Source organism: Thermoflavifilum thermophilum (genome assembly GCF_900116565.1).
Taxonomy (GTDB): domain Bacteria; phylum Bacteroidota; class Bacteroidia; order Chitinophagales; family Chitinophagaceae; genus Thermoflavifilum; species Thermoflavifilum thermophilum.
The window spans coordinates 1,220,135-1,241,579 of the sequence record NZ_FPCJ01000001.1 but is presented as its reverse complement, the minus strand read 5'-3'; the positions used below and the strand labels follow the sequence as shown (position 1 = coordinate 1,241,579).

Below are 21,445 nucleotides of genomic sequence, written 5' to 3'. Positions count from 1 at the left end.
CAAAATTTTTTTCAGGATTTTTTTAAAAAAGGCAGGGATGTAACCACTGCTTTCACGTTCTGGTTGCGAATCCGAATCTGGATGGGCGTATCGGGCTGTGCATAGGCTGTTTCCACATAACCCAGGCCAATAGGTTGGTTCAGCGAAGGCGAAAAACTTCCGGAAGTAACATGTCCAATGGGGCGGCCTTCCATGTCGAGGATGGAATAGTCTTGACGGGGAATGCCTTTTTCGATCAGGCGAAACCCTACCAGCTTGCGGGCGATGCCTTGTTCTTTTTGCTGAAGCAGGGCGGGTTTACCAATGAAGTCTTTATTCCATTTCACGATCCAGCCCAAGCCTGCTTCCAGTGGGGTGATATCCGGATTCAGCTCATGACCGTACAGGCAATAGCCCATTTCGAGGCGCAGGGTATCGCGGGCGCCCAGGCCAGCCAGTTTCATGTCGTATGGCTTTCCGGCTTCAGTTAAGGCTTGCCAGATGGTTTCGGCAGCTTGATCTTTGTTTTCAAAATACAATTCCACCCCGCCGGCTCCGGTATAGCCGGTGGCGCTGATCAGCACGGGCTTGAAGCCCAGCAGGCTGGTTTTTACAAACCGGTAGTAGGGTAATTTGATCAAATCCACGTCGGTGAAGGGTTGTAAAATATTCAAGGCAGCAGGACCCTGCAGGGCCAGTAAACAGGTTTTTTCGGAAATATCCACCACTTCTGCATCGAAGGCGTTATGCTGGATAATCCATTCCCGGTCTGCAGCAATATTGGCTGCATTGACCACCAGCATATAGACTTTTTGTTTTTCAATGCAATACACAATCAAATCGTCGAGCACGCCACCCCGTTCATGGGTCATGCAGCTGTATTGCGCCTGTCCGTCGCTCAGTTTCGCTGCATCGTTGGTGGTTACGAGCTGCACCAGATCCAATGCCTGGGGGCCACGAATGATGAATTCGCCCATATGGCTCACGTCAAACAGGCCGGCCCGTTGCCTCACGGCCAGATGTTCTTCCTGGATGCTGGTGTAATAAATGGGCATTTCATATCCGGCAAAAGCGGCCATGTGTGCACCAGCGGCACGATGAAAGGCATGAAAAGGAGTGACTTTTATCATAAGCAGCTAATGGAAAAGCAACTGATCGGGCAAAAATAATTCTTTCTTTTTCCACATGAATTGGTCTGATCATTGATGGAGAAATTCACGCAATTTGCGGCTTATGAAATCAGGTTTACTCATCCTTTGCGTGGTTTGGGGTTTGCTTATTTTTTCCGCTGGCACAGCACAACGAAAATGGCGCAATGCCTGGGAAAAAGCCTGGCAGCAAGCGGCTTCATGCCGGGATAGCAATGCAGTGTTTTCATGTTTGCAGCAATATGGTTTTGCGGATAGTTTGCATACCTATGAATGGGCGGTGAAAGTGGGAAGAACTGCAAAAGCGGAAACAAACATGCAGTTGAACGGAAAAGATTTGAATCTGGGAACAGATTTTTTTCCGCTTCCCTGCAGTGGAGAAGGCGATTGGGATGCGAGTGTATTGGCTGGTATTCAGGAATTAAACAAGCCCTGGCTGGTAAATTTGCAAGCCCTCTACACATCCGATAGCCTGACCGATACTTTGCAGGTCATGTATGTTTCGGCCAGACAGGCAGAACAAAACGGGGCGCAGGCCTGGATAGCGTATGGCAAGTTGCCGGAGAAATGGATGCAAATCTGCGACAGCACACGATTTCCCAGGCTTTCCATTCCGGTGATTTATCTGCAGTACGTGATGCTGCAAGATGGGCAGAGTGTGCGGTCAACTGCGCATATCCGCATGAAGGATAGCCTGCTTACGACTTCATTGACAGCAGTCTGCAAACAAAGTTCATCACCTGTGCTGTACATCATCTGCAGGAAGGGCGATTTGCAGGCCTGCTGGCTGGGAATGTTGAGTTATGCTTTTTTAAATCGGACAACCCAAACACCTGTCAGCCTTTGTGTGATAGGCATTCCGGACCATTTCCCGCCTGTCTTTTCAAAAACATTAGCAGAATGTTTGTTATCCAAAAACGAATCTGCTGTGCCGCCGATATTGGAAATCAGTACAGATGCTACCATATCGCATCCTCATGTATATATCTGCAGCCAGGAAGCATACTGGCAGTCTTTGTTGCAGTCCGCGTTCAGCAACAAATGGAATATTAGTCGGCAGTCTTGTGAAGCACTATTTCAGCAAATGCCGGCACAGATTCCTATCGCACATCTGCAAATTCCGGTGGTTTCAGCTTCATTGAGCAAAGAGGAATTATCCATGCATCAGCAGGTTTACCAATTTATCAGGCAGATGGCTGAAGCAAAACGATCCATCGAACATTAAACGTCTTTTGTAAAAATATCCAGCAGGCTTTGCAGGCATTGATGGCATGCTGCTGCATGCAGGGATGTCTGAGCAAGTATGTATTCAGGCTGTTGAACAAAAGAGGCTTTGGGCTGCCTGGCAAGTGCTTCATTCACTTCTGCATGGCCGGCCCTGAGCATTTGCTCGACATTTTCTTTTCCTACTTCCAGATGAAACTGCAAACCCATTACATGGTTCGACCAGGTAAACATTTGGTGACGACAGGCTGAAGAACTGGCGAGGTTAATCGCTCCCGAAGGCAGATCAAATGTGTCTCCATGCCAATGGAATACCGTTAAGCGGGGCATAAACAATGCTGCATACGGATTTTCTGCCGGATTTGTGTTTTCGGGATACACCGGAAACCATCCAATTTCTTTTTCCTCATGCGGATACACTCTTGCTCCCAGCACGTTGGCTATCAGCTGGGCACCCAGGCAAACACCCAATACTTTTTTACCGGCCTGAATAGCTTTCTCTATCCCATATTTTTCGGCCTTCATCCAGGGATATTGGTTTTCTTCATACACGCCCATGGGCCCGCCCATAATTACCAGCATATCGGTTTCCGATAGGTCAGGGAATGATTGTCCGGCATAAGGATGGACAATGCTAAATGCATGACGATGAGTCAAGGCCCATGTTTCAATCATGCCTGGCTTTTCAAACGGCACATGTTGAATGCAAGAGATTCTCAAGCGTCTATTAATTTGTGCTATCAGTTATCAATTGAGGATTCCGGCTCATTTGCAGCGCCCACTCGGCTACTTGTTTGTATTGTTCATCTGTGAGGCGGGCTTCTTTATGCATCCACAGGTAAGAAGGAATGGGCATGGTATGGTCGCGCATCACTTCATACATATCATGAAATTTCTTCCGAGCCACATCGGGTGAATACTTGGCAAATTCAGAAAAATTCAAGTGGTGCTTGCCTTCCTGAATATGGCCGTTCATCCACCAACCCACGGGTTGAATATGAAAATACCAGGGATAATGGGTATAGTTAGAATGACAATCATAGCAAGCCGTGTTCAAATCCATTAAAATGTTCATAGGAACTTGATATTTTTCAGCAATATCATTGGAAGAAGACTGTGCTGCCTGATTTCTGGCCGGCCTGAAAAATTGAATTAGCAGGAATATTGCCAGCAGAATCCACAAAATGCTTTTAACTTTTTTCATTGGAAACGTATGATCTCGAAAATAATCAATTCTTTTTATAAGCAGATCCGTTATCAAATCATTAAGATACATCTGATACTGATAGGGAAAATATTTCCTACTTTTGAGCCTTGCGTGTTTTTATTATTCACACAAAATATCCTGCTATATGACACTGCGAAAATGTAAAGTTCTGTACTTTTTTTTGATGGCGGTTGCTGGTTTTTTTCTTCCGGCCGGAGCTCAGCAGATGGGCACGGAATCCATCTACGACCAGCATGAAGTATGGAATCCGGTATTTTATACCTACAATGGGAATGAGTTCCGTAGCGCCACCGGAGCTCCAGGACCTAAATACTGGCAAAACCGGGCCGATTATGTGATTCATGCCACACTCGATACCACCAACCACACCATAACCGGCGATGTAGTAATCACTTATCGCAACAACAGCCCGGATGCATTGCCTTTTTTGTGGCTGCAGTTAGACCAGAATATTTACCGGAAAGATTCTCGGGGTGAAGCCACCAGCCCGGTTACCGGCGGCCGCTTTGCAAATAAGTCTTTTACGCAGGGATATGAAATCAAAAGCGTAGAAATTATCCAGGATGGTAAAACCGAGAAGGCCGATTATTTGGTAAACGATACCCGGATGCAGATTCGTCTTCATACACCTCTCAAAGCGCAGGGGGGCAGTTTGCAGATCCATATCCGATATGCATTTGAGGTACCTCAGTATGGAACCGATCGCATGGGTCGGCTGCTTACCAAAAACGGTTGGATATACGAGATAGCACAATGGTACCCGCGAATGGAAGTATATGATGATGTATTGGGATGGAATACCATTCCTTATTTAGGTGCTGGTGAATTTTATTTAGAATATGGCGATTTTGATTATTACATCACTGCACCGGCCAATATGATCGTGGTAGGATCGGGTGAGTTGCAAAACCCCACTCAGGTGCTCACACCAACCGAAATTGCCCGCTTGAACAAGGCCCGCAACAGCGATGAAACGGTGATGATTCATGATTCTACAGATGTTATCAATCCGAATTTCCGCCCCATGAAAGGCAATCTCACCTGGCATTTCAAAATGTTCAATGCCCGCGATGTATCGTGGGCTGCATCGAAAGCCTTCATGTGGGATGCAGCAAGAATCAATTTGCCAAATGGTAAACATGCACTGGCTCAATCCGTGTACCCCGTGGAAAGTGCCGGCCACGATGCCTGGAGCCGCTCTACGGAATTTGTCAAAGGCTGTATCGAACTGTATTCGCAGGAGTGGTATCCTTACACATATCCCGTGGCAACCAATGTAGCCGGTATCGTGAATGGCATGGAATACCCGGGCATCGTGTTTTGCTCATACAGGTCACGTGGCCGAGGGTTATGGGGTGTGACCAATCATGAATTTGGGCACAACTGGTTTCCCATGATTGTGGGTTCCAACGAACGCAAATATCCCTGGATGGATGAAGGTTTTAATACGTTCATTAACGACGTAGATACTAAAGTCTTTAACCACGGCGAGTTTTACCGGAAAACCGATGCAGAAAGGGAAGCTCAGTATATGTTCGGGGAAAATGCAGAACCTATCATGACTATTCCCGATGTGATTCAGGCCAATTATCTGGGCGTGGCAGCCTATTCCAAACCTGCCATGGGCCTGCATATCCTCCGGAAATATATTCTCGGACCCGATCGTTTTGACTATGGTTTCCGCACCTATATCCGGCGCTGGGCATTTAAACATCCTACGCCCTGGGATTTCTTCCATACCATGGAGAATGCAGGCGGAGAGGATCTTTCCTGGTTTTTCCGTGAATGGTTTTTCACCACGTGGAAATTAGATCAGGCCGTAGAAGGCGTGAAATATGTGGATGATGATACCACCAAGGGCGCGCTGATCACCCTCGCAAACCTGCAGAAAATGGCACTGCCTGTGGTAATGGCTATTCAATTGACAGATGGCAGCACAGATACGGTGCAGCTTCCGGCTGAAATTTGGCAAAGAGGGGGAGAGTGGACTTTCAAATATGATTGCAACCGGCGTATTGCGAGCATCGTCATTGACCCGGAACACGATTTCCCGGATATTAACCCCGATAACAACGTCTGGCGCATGAAAGAAGAAAAACCCGTGCCACCCGGCGTGAGCGCCACAGACATTATTCAAAAATATATTCAAGCATTGGGCGGAGCTGATAAACTCAATGCCGTACAAGACCTGTCTATCACTTCCGTAGCCTCATTTGGTGATGAAGATGTAACCTTCATCAACCGGTATAAAAAGCCCCATGATTACCTGATGGAGGTCACGGCTCCATCCCTGCAGCAGCCAGCTGTCCACATTGTGGTGAAAGGTGATAGCGTGCGCGTGCAGCAAATGGGCAATGAAATGTCGCTGAGTCCTGATCGCAAAAAAATATTTCAGCGGGAGGCAGTGATGTTTCCGGTTTTATCCTATCTGAAAAATGATTACCAGAAGACACTTGCCCCGCAGATGGAATATCTGGATTCCACGTGGGTGTATGTGGTTACCATTCACACACCCGATGGACAGGAAATTAAAAACTATTATTCGGCCAATTCCGGATTGTTGCTGAAATCCGTGACCACAACCCAGGGGCCTATGGGCAGTGTGAGTACCGAACAAATCACTACCGATTACCGTCCGGTGAATGGCATCCTGTTTCCTTTTACCATTGTGAGCAACAGCATGGGTCAGGATATCAAAATGCAGGTCAAGGAAATCAAGGTGAACAGCGGCCTCACCGATGCTGATTTCAAATAGACGCTGAAAAAGTTTGGGATCGAATTATTCCGGAAACAGCCAAGGTCTTTGCTTTAAGGACTTTGGCTGTTTTTCATGTTGGGGTATTCTGTTTGCGTTTTTGGGATGCGATTTACCCAAGCAGCATATTTTGAATAAATCTGCAAATGCCGGGATTCATCAATAGAAACGCTGTATTTTTCAGATAGGTTTTTTATTTTGCTGCAAAACCTGGTTCAAACCGCGATTCACCTTGTTACTCCGGCACATACCTTTTTTAAAGGCTGTATTTTTCTACAGCATCACGGCATTTGGCGGGCCCCAGGGTCATCTGGCCATGATGATCAAAACCTTTGTGGAAAAGCGCCGTGACGTGACCCTCGAAGAGCTCATGGAATATACGGCCTTTTGCCAGTTGCTGCCAGGAGCTTCTTCCACGCAGACTATTACATTGATTGGTTATAAACGCGGTGGCTTGCCCCTGGCCATTCTCACCTTGCTCATCTGGATCACACCGGCTTGCGTGCTGATGGGTTTGCTTTCGTTTGTGGTCGCGTATTTTCATGAGGATTTGAAAGTGTTTCGTTTTGTACAGCCCATGGCCGTAGGCTTTCTGGGTTATGCGGGTTTTAAGGCGTTTAAGATCAGCGTGAAAAACTATGCCACGGCCGGCATCATGGTGGGTGCCTTGTTGCTTACGGTATTGTTTCGCTCGCCCTGGGTATTTCCGTCGGTCATTATAGCCGGTGGAGTGGTATCTAATTTCAGCAATAAACGCATTCCCGACATTCCCGGCAAGCGGCGCAAGATTCAGTGGGCCAACCTGTGGTTATTTGCCCTGATTTTTGTGGTAGCAGGTGTGCTGAGCGAGGTAACGAAAGCCCGTCCGTTCCGGTTGTTTGAAAATTTTTACCGGTTTGGCAGCCTGGTGTTTGGTGGCGGACAGGTGTTGATTGCAGCCATGCTCGATCAATATGTGGTGCGCAAAAACCGTGTACCGCTGATGACTCCGCAGGAGTTTCTGACGGGTGCCGGTATGGTGCAGGCCATTCCCGGGCCTACGTTTTCTGTTGCCTCGTTTGTGGGAGGCATGGTTATGCGCGATATGGGTAAGGGATATCAGCTGCTGGGCTGTATCATTGGATCTGTGGCCATTTTCCTACCCAGTTTGCTGCTATTGCTTTTTTTCTTTCCCATCTGGGAAAATCTGAAGCGTCATGTGTACATTTTCCGTGCGCTGGAAGGCATCAACGCCGCCGTGGTGGGCATCATGTGGGCGGCTACGATGATTTTACTCAGCTCACTGGGCATTGAATGGATGAATGTAGTAGTTGTGATAGCTACCTTCTGTTTGCTGCAGTTTACCCGCATTCCGGCTCCCATCATTGTGGTGGGTTGCCTGCTGCTGGGTTGGTTCTTGCCTTGATACTCAACTGCGCACATACATTGCATTTTCATATCTGAATTTTGTCCACTGCAGCAGGATATGCTACGATACTCCTTCACTGTAAATTTTATGCTGTTGGCTAAATGAGTTGTATTTTTTACACAATTTTCAAATGCATCTCAGTATGCATTTTTTAAATTTAGTTTTCATATTAGAAAATAGCAAAAATATCTATACAGCATGCAACAAAGGGAGAACAGGCTGAAATATCCATGGCTTTTCTGGCAAATACGCGACCACTGGAAGGGTAGTAGGCGTTCGTTTTCCGGTTTATAGTCATCTGATTTGCATACTTGAATGTCATGCGTTCATTCACAATGTGAAAGAACGCTGTTGAATCTTCCATCCTATTGAAAAACGGCCGGCTGCAGGCCATGATGTAGCGAGGAATTGTTGTTTCAAAATCACTCGTGGGGGTGAGGTGGCGAAGCCCTGCCTGGATGCAGCTTTCGTGGTTTCAGCTGGCTTACCAGACAGACAAATCATATCTTTGTTTAACACCCTTCCACGTATGCATACATCTAAGCACTGGTATGCCGTGTACACCCGCCCGCGCTGGGAAAAGAAAATTGTGGCCCAGTTTCAACTTCGGCAAATCGAACATTATTGCCCCCTGCAAAAGACCCGGCGCCAGTGGAGCGATCGGATGAAAATTGTCGAAGAACCGTTGTTTCGTTCCTATGTATTTGTGCGGATTTGTTTGCTGCAGGAACAGACGGCGGTGCGCATGGTGCCGGGAGTTATCAATTTCGTGTACTGGAATGGCAAGCCAGCCGTGGTTCGCGATGAAGAAATCCTCACCATTAAACGTTTCTTGCGCGATTATACAGAAGTCAGAGCCTATCCGCTCCAGCCCGGACAGAAAGTGAGGATCATCGATGGGGTGATGATGGACCAGGAAGGGGTGGTGGAAAAAGTCCAGGGACGAAAAGTATATGTGGTGCTCGACAGCATTGGCTATGCACTGGTAGCCGAGTTCAATCAAAGCAGCCTGGAGCCGGTAGATGAAAAATAAAGATCCGGACTCTGAATGACGGTATCCAATCAACGTCCCCATCCCGAGCGCAGCGAAGGATCTCCTAGGGCTGCATGGGATTCCTGCCTGCCGGCAGGCAGGCCTCGCTGGTGCTCGGAATGACGACGGTGCATAGGATTCCCTTCCGCTCAGCGGCACATCGGCATAACAGATGAAAGGAAAAGTTAAAGGATCGCTTAGCTTTATTCATTTATCGCATATACCATAGCATATGTGGATACAGAACTTCAGGATCCGGATGGGATGGATTATGTTACTCTGGAGCTGGCTAGCTATAGGTTGCATTAGCCAGCGCAAGCTCATGGAGCAAACCGTGTATTTGAACAAGGGCATCGATACGGCAGCCGTGAGCCGTTATGTGCTTCAGGAGCCGGTCATTCAACCGGGCGATCTGTTGCAGATTCAAATTATTTCCACCAGCTCTGCCACCAATGCCCTGTTCAATGCCACCTACGGCGAGCCGTTTTCTACCGGCCAGCCGATGATAAATCCCATGAACACACTGCAGCAGCTCACGGCCAGCCAGGCCAATGCCACGGTCTCGCCCGCCATGGGCAGTTATCAGGTGAGCCTGCAAACAGGTACCCTGCAATTGCCCTGGCTGGGAACATTCGACGCGGCCGGAAAAACCAAATCGGAGTTGGAAAAAGAAATCCAACAACGCGCCAAGCAATACTTAAAGGAAGAACCCATCGTCAATATTCGCTTCCTCAATTATCGGGTTACCTTTGTGGGTGATGTACGCACGCCTGGATCTTTTGTGTTGCCTTCAGAACGCATGACCCTTTTAGACGGTATGGGCCTGGCCGGAGGATTGATTCCCGGTGCCGATGTTCAGCATGTTCTTTTGATTCGGGAAGAAAATGGCCAGCGCCGCTTTTATCAGGTAGATCTTACCCGGGGCGATATCTTCAATCAGCCGTATTATTATTTGAAACAAAACGATGTAATTTATGTGCCGCCCACCGGGCGTGAGCTGGCCAGCCAGGATCAGCTCACTGCACGGCGTTTTCAGCTTGTTCAGATCGGATTGACGGCTATCAACATTCTGGTGATCATCCTTCAGCATGTGAAATTTTAACCTCTCAGCCATGGCAGCAGAAAACGGACAATCTCTTGTGCAGCTTACATATCGCGATCAGGGGCCTCATTTCAAAGAAACATTATTTAAGTATCTCTCACACTGGCCGCTTTTTGCCATATCTGTAGCAATCAGCATCGTGCTGGCCTGGCTATACCTTCGTTATCAGGCACCGGTATATGAAATTCGTTCCACCATGATTGTGAAAAACCAGCCCAACACCATGCTCAGCGACGCCACCGGCAACAACCCGCAAACTCCCTTTAGCAACCTGATGTTTCCGGGTGAAAACATCAACCTGGATGATGAGATCGCCCTGATGAAATCGGAGTATTTTCTGAATCGGGTGGTGAATCGTTTGGATCTGAACGAAGTGTACACGATAGATGGCCGTTTTCGGGAATCCCGGCTGTTCGATAGTCTGCCGTTTCGTATTCAGGTTGTGCATATTGCCGACAGCCAGCGCAGCTATCGATTTGAGATTCGTTTTCCGGATTCTTCCCATTTTCTTATCAACCAGGATAATCGGCCCTATCCGTTTGCCAGTTTAATTTTTGTGAAAGGGTCCATTTTTCGCATCAGCCGAATACCGGTGCCGGTGGCTTCAGGCGCTCGCTACAGCTACAGCTGGATACCGGTACGCGAAGCTGCCCGCGACCTTGCCCGTGACTTGAATATCCTGCAAAAAAATACGAGTTCCAGTGTCCTTGATTTTACCTATCAAACGCCTTACCCGGCAGCAGGAGTGAGAATATTAAACACCATCATGGACGAATATATTCGCTACAGCATAGAAGAAAAAAGCCAGATTGCGCAGCATACCTACGAATTCGTGAATCAGCGTATAGAGTTGTTGGAGCGGGGGCTGGGTGATATTGAAAGCAATCTGCAGCAGTTTCGCAAGCAAAACCAATTGCTGGATCTTTCCCAACAATCCACCCAGTATCTCTCCAGTTTAGGTACGCTGCAGGATCAACTGCAGAAAGTGGATTTGCAATTGCAATTGCTTCAGCTGCTCGAAAACGATATTCGCAGCCATTTGCATAGCTATACCCTTACGCCCACCAACCTAGGTATTGAAGACATGACCCTCACAGCCCTCATTGCCCAGTATAACGAACTGGCCCTGCGCCGCCAAAGCGAGCTGCAACAAACCACGCCCGATAACCCCGTGATCCGCAAGCTGGAATCGAGTCTCGACCAGCTGCAAACCGCCATGTTGCAGGATCTGCAGACGCTTCGCCATTCTTATGAGCTCACGCGCAGCCAGCTCATGAACCAGTGGAAAGCTATTCAGAATACGGCTCTGCAGCTTCCCGAAAAAGAAGATCAGCTGAACAATATCCAGCAGGAGCAGCTCATCAAAAACGCCCTGTACACCTATTTGTTGCAGAAGCGGGAGGAAATTGGCATTCAGCTGGCGTCAATTGCCCCCGACGGTAAAGTATTTTCTGAGGCCAATGCAGGCAGGTTTCCCATCTCGCCCCGCAAACGCAATGTGGCTATTCTGGCCTTACTGGCAGCACTGGCACTGCCGATGGGCATCATCTATCTCAAGGATCTGCTCAATGATAAAATTGTGACCCATGCGGATATCAGGCGATTGAGTGAGTTAAGTATAATCGGTGAAATAGGCCACAGCCGGGAGCCACAGGCGCTGGTGGTATTGCCCGACAGCCGTCATGTGATAGCCGAACAGTTTCGTATCCTGCGGGCCAACCTGATCCGCGAGCTTTCCACCGTGCCGCATGCTCCCCTGTTGATGATCAGTTCGGCCATGTCGGGCGAGGGTAAGTCGTTTCTCAGTATCAACCTGGCGGCTTCGTTTGCACTGAGGGGCCAGCGGGTTTTGATCATGGAGTTTGACCTGCGCAAACCCAAGCTCATCGAGCATTTGCAAATGGCCCCCCGCAAAGGCATTGCCGATGTGCTCAAAGGGGAGCTGAGCTTGCGGGATGCTGTGCAGCCGCTGCCCCAGGTCAATAACCTGTGGGTAATATCGGCGGGAACCCTCCCATCGAACCCCGCAGAGCTGATTCTATCGCCTGCCATGCCCGATCTCGTAAAAGAACTGCGGGCCTCTTTCGATTTGGTGGTGATGGATACTCCGCCGGTTGGGCTGGTCAGCGATGCGCTCATCCTGGGAGAATATGCAGATCTTACCTTGCTGGTGGTGCGCCAGCGTTACACCCTGCGCCAGCAGGTGGAAATGTTGAATGAGCTTTGCCTGCGCAAGCGCTTTGTGCGTCCCTTCCTGGTGGTCAACGATGTAAAATGGGGTGGCTATCAGGGTTATTACGGGTATGGAAACAGCTACTACGGCTATAACGGATATGGTTATTATACCACAACCTCTCACCGGAAAGGTATCCGAAGCTGGCTGTCATTCTGAAGTTAGGCTATGATGGAAGGCTGTTGGTGATTCCCGATGGTGGAAGACCGTCGTGCCGACTCCCCTCTTCGTCATTCCGAGCATCAGCGAGGCCTGCCTGCCGGCAGGCAGGAATCCCATTCGTTTCGGTTAGATCCTTCGCTGCGCTCAGGATAGGGACGAAGGGGGGCGAATCAGGATGAGGACGAAGGATGGATAACATCATTCCAAGTGAATGCGAGGCATCCTTCGTCATCGTCATGCAGAACTCCTTTTCCCGTCCCAATCCGCTTTTTCTCGTCCCAATCCCGAACGAAGTGAGGGATCTCCTGAGCAGCGTGCATACGATTCGGCAGGTTCCTGCCGGCAGGCAGGAATCCCATGCAGCCTGGAAGATCCCTCGGCAGGCTTGGGATAGGGACGCTGGATAAGCAAGCTCCGGATGAGGACGAGGAAGAAGGGTAAGCCGCAAGGCTCGGGATAGAGACAATGGATAAATCATCATGATTTCATTAACTCGATGTGTCGCATTGCCGGATTATATGATCCTGAATCGCCCGATGTAGCGGGCAAGCTGTTGCGCATGCGTGATGCCATGCATCGGGGTGGGCCCGACGATGCAGGCATGTATCTGTCGCCCCACCTCCCGCTGGGACTTGCCCATCGTCGTTTGTCGGTAATCGACCTCAGCCAGGCGGGCCATCAACCCATGTGCCACGATATGCGGCCCCTGGTCATCACCTTCAATGGAGAGATCTACAATTACCGGGAGCTGCGGCAGAATCTCATGGATGCTGGCGAGCATTTTCATACAGCTACCGATACCGAAGTCATCCTCAGGGGATATGCCCGCATGGGCATGGATATCCTCCCCCGCTTGCGGGGCATGTTTGCTTTTGCCATCTGGGATGAAGAGCAGCGTGAGCTCTTGCTGGTTCGCGACCGGATGGGCATCAAGCCGCTGTACTACGGGTTGCAGGGGACCCGATTTTTCTTTGCTTCTGAGCTGAAAGCCTTTCGGCAAGCGGGTTTTCCCTTACCGGTTTCCCTGGAGGCGGCGGCTGCCTTCCTGCAAACGGGTTCGATACCGGTTCCGCTCACGCTCTATGAAAATGTGTGGGCGCTGCCGCCCGGCCATTATGTTCGGGTACAATGGCGACAAGACCAGCCGGTGGTGGATGAGCCCACATGTTGGTGGTGTTTCACCGATCTGCTTGCAACTGCACAGGTGAGGGCGGGCAGCCAAGGCTATACACCCGAAGCACGGGAAGCTGTTCGACAGGCCCTGATCGACAGCCTGCAGGTCCATCTGGTAGCCGATGTGGAAGTGGGAGCTTTTCTCTCGGGAGGGATCGACTCCACGGCCATCGTTTCTTTATTGCGCCAGATTGGTGTGCCCGATATCCGGACTGTTTCGGTGGTGTTTCCCGGACATGAGCTGGATGAATCAAATTATGCCCGGCTGGCGGCTTCGCATTTCCATACCCGGCATGAAGAGGTGGTGGTAACGCTTCCGGATTTGCTGGGTCAATGGGAGGATATGCTTGGGGTTATGGATCAGCCAACGATCGACGGGCTGAATGTGTATATGGTATCGCAGGCAGCCCGTAAGGCCGGCCTCAAGGTGGTGCTTTCAGGCCTGGGAGGCGATGAGCTTTTTGGCGGATATCCGTCGTTTCGCTGGGTGCCGCGCTTGCGACGCTGGCAAGCGAGTCGCTGGCTTCCCCTGGCCGTGCAGATAGCTGCATGGCGGGCCAGATCGGTTGATCGACGGCGGCGGTTGCAGGCTTTTGTGCAACAGCGGCAGGATCCCCGGGCAGCGTATCGGCTGGTGAGGGGATTGTTTACCGATGCTGAGCTGCAAGAAATGCGCTGGCCCTCCCCGCTGCCTGCAAATCCTTATGCTGATCTCACGGATGCCCCGGCACGCAAGACCCCTGCCAGCCCGGGACATGATAGAAAGGATGATAAAATAGAGCAGGTGCTGACGCCATTGCAATATGTCTCATACCTGGAGAGCAGGTATTACATGCGCAATCAATTGTTGCGCGATGCTGACGTGTTTAGCATGGCTCATGGTTTGGAGCTACGCGTGCCTTTTGTGGATCATCATCTCTATGCAGCTGTGTGGCCTTATCTCGATGCGGCCTATCGGCACGGTTATCCCAAACGCTTGCTCGTAGAGGCTACAGGTAGCTTGCCTCTGGCCATCATCCATCGGCCGAAGCAGGGTTTTACCTTTCCATTTGCCGACTGGATCAGGCAGGAACCGCTTTGCGGGCAGATTGCCGATGGCCTGCATCGGTTGTCGAAAACGCTGGACTTGCGGCTGGAAGGGCTTTGTTTGCCAGATTCGCACTGGTCAAGGACCTGGGCCTTGTTTGTATTAAGCCAGTTTGTGGTATGAAGGCTGGCTTGAAGGACCTCAGTCTGGGTGCATCCTCACCCTGTATCCCTCTCCTTGGGAAGGAGAGGGAGGAAAGGGATGTTTATTCGTCATCGGAATTCTGCCCTTTTTACCGTCCCAATCCTGACCCCGGCTCAGCCGGGGGAAGGATCCCCTGAGTAATGGCACCGTCATTCCGATGCACCAGCGAGGCCTGCCGGCCGGCAGGCAGGAATCTCATTCGTTTCGGTTAGATCCTTCGCTGCGCTCAGGATTAGGACGTTGGAGGGTTGCCGTCATTCCGATCCGCCGGTGGGCGGAGAGGAATCTGCCAAAAAACATTTTTCAAATGAATCATCGCATAGCTGTGCAACACCCAACATCCTTAGGCCGGCACAACGGCGGAGAGTCCATACAGACAGCTATTCCCAGCTCCATGCACAGCAATTCTTCCTTTCGCCGACAACCAAAAATCAAGTGGATAATCTGGCTGCTGAAAGCCCATTACCGAATCCAAAACGGAGTATTGTGGTTATGCCAACGGTTGTTTTTTCGGCCCGTGAAAAAAAACAAATATCCGATACGACGCATCCTGATTTTTCGTACTGGTTCCCTGGGTGATAGCATTTGCGCCTTGCCGGCTATGTATGCGATTCGCCGAAATTTTCCCGATGCCCAGATTGATGTTTTGACCAATGCCGGAGCTGAAAACCTTGTTTCCCTGGGGGCTTTGATTGACAGCAGCCTGGTGAATGAAATCCTGAATTATTACAACATCCCCAAAATAGCGTTATTCAAACTGCTGAAACTAAAGAAGTATGATGTATTCATACAATTGCCGCAGTATGATGCGGGGTTGTTCAGGCAAATCAGAGATATATTCATTGCCAGAGCCCTGGGCATACGACATGCGTTTGGATGGCAGGTTGCATCTACCCGGTTTTTAGCCTGTTATCAGGCAAAATACATTCGGTTTAAAAATGAGCGGGATCGGTTGTTGGAAATCCTGGAACGAAACGGATTGCAAACTTTTGGCTGTGTGTTTCCATTGGGTATTACCCCGGAAGTGAAGCAAAAGGTTGAGCAGATGATGCGAGAAAACAGGTTGCATGACAAGAGCAAAAACGTGGGTATGGTGGTAGGTGCCAAGCGCTCACAGAATCGCTGGCCATTAGCCTATTTTCAGGAGCTGGCCGACATACTTTTAGCAAGTCATGATTGTGTGTTGCTGTTTGGTGGTCCTGAAGATGCTGATCTTGCCGGGCAAATACAAGGGCAGGGGGTGTGGAATTTTTGTGGCAAACTCACGCCATTGGAAACAGCTGAAATGATGAAGTATTGCCGGCTTGTGATATCAAACGATACCGGTCCCATGCATTTGGCTTATGCTGTGGGCACGCCGGTGATCGCTTTGTTCAGCAGTCGTGATTATCCAGGCAAGTGGTATCCACCAGCCGATGGGAAAAATATAGTGCTACGAAATGACAGGCTGTTTTGCAAAAATTGTTTTCATGATGAAGTGCAGGGAAATATGTGTTTGAAGAGGATTGGTGTGAGAAGAGTAATGGAAAGTATAAAATCGATGTTGAAATTAGATAAGTAAAAATCCAATTGAATAATATTTATAAAACCTGTAAATATTTTTGTTGCACAATACATAATTTGTTTATTCATTTTAGATACTTATGGGGTCGCTAACGAATAAAGTAGTCAAAGGTGTATTATGGAATGGATTCGGAAATATAGTTGCTCAGGTATTACAATTTGCTACATCCATCATTTTAATGCGATTATTACACCCATCAGATTATGGATTACTGAGTATGGCTATGATTTGTACAGGGTTTGCGGGAATATTCAATGAATTTGGATTAGGGACAGCAATAGTGCAGAGAAATAAGATTAGCGAAAGAGAGCTTTCGAGTATTTTTTGGATGAATTTAATCAATGGGTTTTTATTTACTTTACTGCTCTATCTTGCTTCTAATTCGATTAGTTATTTTTTTCATGCTCCTGAGCTAAAGCCAGTATTGAAGGGTTTATCATTTAATTTTTTGATTGGGGGATTGGGGATAGTGCCAGGAGCGTTACTTCAAAAAAGCATGCGATTTGACTGGATTAGTAAAATAACCATTATTAGTACTATAACCGGAGGGTTCACAGGAATATGGTTGGCTTTACACGGATGGAAAGCCATGAGTCTAGTGGGACAAAGCCTTTCTTCATTAGTTGTTATCGTTTTGCTGAGATTTTTAATAACAAAATGGTATCCAGGATTTATTTTTTGTTGGAAAGATTTAAAAAGTTTTATCTCTTTCAGTTTATTTTTAACTGCATATAATACCATCGATTATTGGAGTAGAAGATTTGATGATTTGATTGTGGGTAAGTTTATTGGGGCGAATGCTTTGGGAATTTATTCGAGAGCATATTATTTAATGCTAATGCCTATAGCTCAATTATTTTCCATAGTAGGTGGTGCAATTCTTCCTGCTTTTTCATCATTACAATCTGATAAAAACAAGGTAAAACAATCGTTTATACAATCAATCCGGATATTGGGATTTTTTTGTTTTCCTATTATTTCGTTCTTAATATTTGCCTCAGATAATTTCATTCTTGGATTATTAGGCAAAAAATGGGGAAACGCCATACCTATACTCAGAATTCTTGGATTTGCTGGTTTTCCACTAATGCTCACTGTATCCACTTCATGGATATTTGTATCACTAGGGGAAACAAAACAACTCTTTAAATGGGGAATCATCAATTCAGTAACTATTATATTAGCTGTGCTTATTGGCTTCTCATTTGGAAGCGTTAAAGCTATAAGCTGGTCGTATGTTTTTGCAAATTTCTTTCTTGTTTATCCAGTGATTAGGATTTTGAGAGCTTTAATTGATATTACATTTAATGAGATAATTAAAAATATCATCATTTCATGTTTAATATCATTGTGCATGGGGGCAATCATATTTATGGTCGGAAATTTTCTTCCCTCTTCACTTAGTAGTATTGCTAAGCTTATTGTTCAATTTTTGGTAGGTTTTGCAACATATTTGTCGTTATCTAAAATTTTATCTAATAAATTATTTGATCAAGTATTACATCTTTTGGTAAGTAATTTTAAAATTAATTTTATTAAATCTATTCTTTTAAAGAATAAAGTTAGTTAAATTCAAAATTTAATTATACATGGCCTTTACAACTCGTGTAAAAGAAACATTGAATGCTTGTCTAAGAAAGTTTAACCTTAAGATTGATACACTGACTGCTGAACGTATTGAGAATGAAAGAATATCCTGTTTGTCTCGTAAGGGCATTTTTGATGAGCCAGTTTATGACCTTTCTCCATTACTGAGTGAATATGACCCTTATGTTCTTTTAGATACATTAAAATATTATCAAAATAGATTTTCGTCTTTCGAAGATGAAGGTATGAATGAGGTCGGATATAGCTTTAAGAATGGGTATTATACAACTCCTGATGCCGAGGTCTTGTATTCCATGGTCAGATCAAATAAACCAGGATTAGTTATAGAAATAGGATCAGGTAATAGTACAAAAATTATCAGACAGGCAATAGTTGATGAGAAAATTAGTTGTAAAATTATTTCTATAGATCCACATCCAAGGTCCGATATTGATAATTTATCTGATCATATTTACAGGAAAAGAATAGAAGAAGTATATCTGGAAAATCATTTAATTTTTGATGAACTAAAATCCAATGATATTCTATTTATTGATTCAAGTCACCACATAAAAGTGGCTAATGACGTTGTTTTCCTGTATAACTTAATTATACCTCATTTATCGCCTGGAGTAGTTATTCATATGCATGATATTTATCTACCCTATGAATATCCTTTATATTTGGTGAAAAAAGGATGGAGATTTGTGGAGCAATATTTATTACATGCATTATTAACCCAAAATATGAATTTTCGGATTTTGTGGGCAGGATATTACACATATCGAACATTAGGAGATTTTGACAGGTTCTTCCCATCAAATAAGGAACATTTACCTGCATTAAGTTTTTGGATGAGGAAGATAACATAATGTTCACGATTGATAACAAACATTCGCTGCAAATTATGGAGTTGTTTTTTTATAATTCGAGTTATGAGAAACGTATCATGTTATTGCTTTATGAAAATAGTTGAATAAATAATTTTTTATCTTTTTACTAAGGTTTGTTTTAGGTAATATTCATCAAAGCTATATAGCATGATGTAGGGAATTAAGGTTTTCTATGCGCGTGTTAATCCTTACTACGGCAAGCTTAAGCACCAACCCAAGATTGGTAAAAGAATTATACATATTGCATCTACAACATAGTGTGCAGGTAATAGTTTTCGGAATCGGGGGGTGGGCGGATGCTGTGGATGAACAATTTTTAGAAGTTTTTCAGCAGAAACAGGTGATCCGACTGTCGGCTAACCGAAAGCCTTTGTTGCCCTGGCTGTTCAGTACTGTTGTGCAGCAGTTTGCAATTATGCTTTCGAGTTTGTTAAGTGACTCACTCTTGTTACAAGCTTTATCGCACAACAAACGGAGCACACTGCTCATATTTTTTTTGCTTTTGAAAAGAAAGGAATTTCGTTTCGACCTTATCATTTGCCATACACTTGGCGCTTTATATCCCGGATATATTCTTGCCAGAAAAACCGGAGCAAAACTGGCTTTCGATATGGAAGACTATCATCCTGGTGAAGCGATACCAACAAAAAGGGCGGACGCTGAAAGACGTCGCCGGGAATATTTGCTCAAAAAAATGCTGCCTCATTGTGCGTATGTATCGTTTGCCGCAGATGGGTATGTGGAGCTTACAAAAAAATATATCACAGCCAATATTCCCCAGCCTGTGGTGGTATATAACTCCTTTCCTTCCAATGAATTCACGACACCTCAACCTGCGCAGGATAAGAAAATTCGGTTTATCTGGTTTTCACAAACCATTGGTCGGGGACGTGGCCTGGAATTGTTTTTCCAGGCCGTCAGGCAGGCAGGTGTAGATTATGAAATTACGCTAATTGGGCAATTGAATGATCGAACTTTTGAAGCCATGCTCAGGCAGGAAAATCATCTAACCTTATTGCCCCCCATGCCTCAACAGCCACTGCATCATTTGCTCAGCCAATACGATGTTGGCCTTTCGCTTGAATTGAGTTGCGTTGACATGAATAAAAACTATGCTTTATCCAACAAACTCTTTGCCTATTTGCAGGCTGGCCTATTTGTGTTGGCTACGGATACTCCGGGTCAGAAACAATTTCTGCAAAGGTTTCCCATGCATCATCTGCTGTGTAAACAAGAGGTAGAGGATATGTGTAAAGCTATTCAGATAATAGCAAGTGCATTATCGCAAATACGGGAACAATGCTTGACACGCTATCATGCTGCCCGATGCATAGCATGGGAGCATGAGCAAAGAAAGTTGCAAGAAGCATGGAACAAAATCCTGGCATGAGAAAAATTCTCATTATCAGTCCTCATTTTCCGCCTTCCAATCTGGCAGGTGTGCATCGTGCTCGTTTGTTTGCCCATCATTTGCCGGCATTTGGCTGGCAGCCTATTATTCTCACAGTACATGAAAAATATTATGAAGAAAAGCTCGACTGGAATTTGGTGAAATTATTGCCTTCGCACTTGCAAATTGAAAAGGTAAGGGCTATTCCCGTGAAACCCTTGCGGATTGTGGGCGATATTGGGATCCGCGGGTTTGTACCCATGTTGCAAAAAGCCATTCAACTGATTCGAAAGGAGCATATAGACTTTTTGTACATTCCCATTCCCTCGAATTATGCGGCGTTGATTGGCCGTTTGGCGCACGAGTTTACGGGCATTCCTTATGGTATTGATTATATGGATCCCTGGATTTATCGACCTTCTCATTCGTTGCGATGGTTTTCCAAAGCTTGGTTCTCATTGCGATTAGCTCATGTGCTGGAACCTATTGCTGTGAAAAAAGCTGCCTTGATTACAGGTGTAGCGCTCGGATATTACGAAGGCGTTATTCGTCGCAATCCTCATTTGCAAAAAAATTGTGTGCTGGCTGCTATGCCCTTAGGTGGTGAACAAGATGACCATGAATGTATCGGAACGCTGCATTCGAGGCCCTATTTGTTTCATAAACGGGAAGATAAATTTCAACTGGTGTATGCGGGAGTCATGTGGCCCCCTGCATTTCAGCCACTGGAAAGGGTTTGTGCTGGCATTGCGCACGACGAAAGCATTCGGCGTCAGATTGAAATACATTTTATCGGCACTGGAAAAACACCCGATGATCCACAAGGCTATCAGATCAGACCCATCGCAGAAAAATGGGGCTTATGGCAGCAATGCGTGTTTGAATATCCTGCACGCATCCCCTACTTAGATGTGCTGGTACATTTGCAGGCTGCAGATGGCATATTTATTTTGGGCGGCACGGAACCGCATTATACTCCTTCGAAAGTATATCAGGCCATATTATCGAAAAAGCCAATCCTGGCGGTTTTGCATCAAGCCAGCACGGCTGTGCAGGTAATTCGGGAAAGCGGTGCAGGCATAGTACTGGGTTTTAATGGAGAAGCAGGTTTGACTCAGATTGAGCAGCAATTTGCAAGCAGTTGTGCTGATTTTTTGGCATTTGCTCGACAGTTTAATCCCAATCAGGTAAATCGGACCGTGTTTGAACGCTATTCTGCCCGGGAAGTGACCCGTCAACTGGCGTTAGCTTTGGAGGAAGTTTTTCGAAGGAAGACATAATGTATTGCATTTCCTGTTCATCACGGGGCAACCCTTCCGCTCGTCCCGAGCCTGC

15 protein-coding genes are annotated in these 21,445 nt (G+C 46.7%); 12 read left to right on the top strand and 3 right to left on the bottom strand.

Features of this window, described 5'->3' with window-relative positions; translation table 11 throughout:
* Positions 1 to 11: 11 nt before the first annotated feature.
* Positions 12 to 1,109 (bottom strand): glycine cleavage system aminomethyltransferase GcvT, encoded by a 1,098-nt coding sequence (gene gcvT / locus BM367_RS05325; RefSeq protein WP_092458684.1) that lies wholly within the window; start codon positions 1,107 to 1,109, stop codon positions 12 to 14.
* A gap of 103 nt (positions 1,110 to 1,212) precedes the next feature.
* Between gcvT and BM367_RS05320 the strand changes: the two genes are divergently transcribed.
* Positions 1,213 to 2,352 (top strand): hypothetical protein, encoded by a 1,140-nt coding sequence (locus BM367_RS05320; RefSeq protein WP_092458682.1) that lies wholly within the window; start codon positions 1,213 to 1,215, stop codon positions 2,350 to 2,352.
* Here the strand turns inward: BM367_RS05320 and BM367_RS05315 are convergent.
* Positions 2,349 to 3,026: a type 1 glutamine amidotransferase gene (locus BM367_RS05315; protein ID WP_092458680.1), complete on the bottom strand. Its 678-nt coding sequence runs from the start codon at positions 3,024 to 3,026 to the stop codon at positions 2,349 to 2,351. The two genes, BM367_RS05320 and BM367_RS05315, sit on opposite strands and share 4 nt — an antisense overlap.
* 52 nt (positions 3,027 to 3,078) lie before the next feature.
* Positions 3,079 to 3,555, bottom strand: coding sequence for a heme-binding domain-containing protein (locus BM367_RS05310; protein WP_092460922.1), 477 nt, complete (start codon positions 3,553 to 3,555; stop codon positions 3,079 to 3,081).
* A gap of 187 nt (positions 3,556 to 3,742) precedes the next feature.
* Here BM367_RS05310 and BM367_RS05305 point away from each other — a divergent pair, with 187 nt between their 5' ends.
* The 11 genes from BM367_RS05305 (at position 3,743) to BM367_RS05250 (ending at position 21,390) form a co-directional block, all read left to right on the top strand.
* Positions 3,743 to 6,334, top strand: coding sequence for a M1 family metallopeptidase (locus BM367_RS05305; protein ID WP_177224113.1), 2,592 nt, complete (start codon positions 3,743 to 3,745; stop codon positions 6,332 to 6,334).
* A gap of 232 nt (positions 6,335 to 6,566) precedes the next feature.
* Positions 6,567 to 7,739 (top strand): chromate efflux transporter, encoded by a 1,173-nt coding sequence (chrA, locus tag BM367_RS05300; RefSeq protein ID WP_092458678.1) that lies wholly within the window; start codon positions 6,567 to 6,569, stop codon positions 7,737 to 7,739.
* A gap of 532 nt (positions 7,740 to 8,271) precedes the next feature.
* Entirely contained in the window at positions 8,272 to 8,775 is a 504-nt protein-coding gene (locus BM367_RS05290; protein WP_092458674.1) for a UpxY family transcription antiterminator, read from the top strand.
* Positions 8,776 to 9,007: 232 nt separating this feature from the next.
* A complete protein-coding gene (locus tag BM367_RS05285; RefSeq protein ID WP_092458672.1) occupies positions 9,008 to 9,877 on the top strand; it encodes a polysaccharide biosynthesis/export family protein in 870 nt (289 codons plus the stop codon).
* Between the two features lie 10 nt (positions 9,878 to 9,887).
* A complete protein-coding gene (locus BM367_RS05280) occupies positions 9,888 to 12,269 on the top strand; it encodes a GumC family protein (protein ID WP_092458670.1) in 2,382 nt (793 codons plus the stop codon).
* A gap of 499 nt (positions 12,270 to 12,768) precedes the next feature.
* A complete protein-coding gene (gene asnB, locus BM367_RS05275; RefSeq protein ID WP_092458668.1) occupies positions 12,769 to 14,655 on the top strand; it encodes an asparagine synthase (glutamine-hydrolyzing) in 1,887 nt (628 codons plus the stop codon).
* Positions 14,656 to 14,983: 328 nt separating this feature from the next.
* A complete protein-coding gene (locus tag BM367_RS05270; RefSeq protein ID WP_177224111.1) occupies positions 14,984 to 16,237 on the top strand; it encodes a glycosyltransferase family 9 protein in 1,254 nt (417 codons plus the stop codon).
* A gap of 82 nt (positions 16,238 to 16,319) precedes the next feature.
* On the top strand, positions 16,320 to 17,810 hold the full coding sequence (locus tag BM367_RS05265; protein WP_092458664.1) for an MOP flippase family protein: 1,491 nt from the start codon (positions 16,320 to 16,322) through the stop codon (positions 17,808 to 17,810).
* Between the two features lie 19 nt (positions 17,811 to 17,829).
* On the top strand, positions 17,830 to 18,699 hold the full coding sequence (locus BM367_RS05260; protein ID WP_092458662.1) for a class I SAM-dependent methyltransferase: 870 nt from the start codon (positions 17,830 to 17,832) through the stop codon (positions 18,697 to 18,699).
* A 193-nt stretch (positions 18,700 to 18,892) separates the two neighbouring features.
* Positions 18,893 to 20,110, top strand: coding sequence for a glycosyltransferase family protein (locus BM367_RS05255; protein ID WP_092458660.1), 1,218 nt, complete (start codon positions 18,893 to 18,895; stop codon positions 20,108 to 20,110).
* On the top strand, positions 20,107 to 21,390 hold the full coding sequence (locus tag BM367_RS05250) for a glycosyltransferase family protein (protein WP_143103958.1): 1,284 nt from the start codon (positions 20,107 to 20,109) through the stop codon (positions 21,388 to 21,390). The genes BM367_RS05255 and BM367_RS05250 overlap by 4 nt, the downstream gene beginning before the upstream one ends.
* The last annotated feature ends 55 nt before the right edge of the window (positions 21,391 to 21,445 follow it).

Bases quoted from the DNA above. Each gene is read 5' to 3' on its own strand.
- gcvT (WP_092458684.1), bottom strand. From the start codon at position 1,109: ATGATAAAAGTCACTCCTTTTCATGCCTTTCATCGTGCCGCTGGTGCA.
- BM367_RS05320 (WP_092458682.1), top strand. From the start codon at position 1,213: ATGAAATCAGGTTTACTCATCCTTTGCGTGGTTTGGGGTTTGCTTATT.
- BM367_RS05315 (WP_092458680.1), bottom strand. From the start codon at position 3,026: ATGATTGAAACATGGGCCTTGACTCATCGTCATGCATTTAGCATTGTC.
- BM367_RS05310 (WP_092460922.1), bottom strand. From the start codon at position 3,555: ATGAAAAAAGTTAAAAGCATTTTGTGGATTCTGCTGGCAATATTCCTG.
- BM367_RS05305 (WP_177224113.1), top strand. From the start codon at position 3,743: ATGGCGGTTGCTGGTTTTTTTCTTCCGGCCGGAGCTCAGCAGATGGGC.
- BM367_RS05290 (WP_092458674.1), top strand. From the start codon at position 8,272: ATGCATACATCTAAGCACTGGTATGCCGTGTACACCCGCCCGCGCTGG.
- BM367_RS05285 (WP_092458672.1), top strand. From the start codon at position 9,008: ATGTGGATACAGAACTTCAGGATCCGGATGGGATGGATTATGTTACTC.
- BM367_RS05280 (WP_092458670.1), top strand. From the start codon at position 9,888: ATGGCAGCAGAAAACGGACAATCTCTTGTGCAGCTTACATATCGCGAT.
- asnB (WP_092458668.1), top strand. From the start codon at position 12,769: ATGTGTCGCATTGCCGGATTATATGATCCTGAATCGCCCGATGTAGCG.
- BM367_RS05270 (WP_177224111.1), top strand. From the start codon at position 14,984: ATGAATCATCGCATAGCTGTGCAACACCCAACATCCTTAGGCCGGCAC.
- BM367_RS05265 (WP_092458664.1), top strand. From the start codon at position 16,320: ATGGGGTCGCTAACGAATAAAGTAGTCAAAGGTGTATTATGGAATGGA.
- BM367_RS05260 (WP_092458662.1), top strand. From the start codon at position 17,830: ATGGCCTTTACAACTCGTGTAAAAGAAACATTGAATGCTTGTCTAAGA.
- BM367_RS05255 (WP_092458660.1), top strand. From the start codon at position 18,893: ATGCGCGTGTTAATCCTTACTACGGCAAGCTTAAGCACCAACCCAAGA.
- BM367_RS05250 (WP_143103958.1), top strand. From the start codon at position 20,107: ATGAGAAAAATTCTCATTATCAGTCCTCATTTTCCGCCTTCCAATCTG.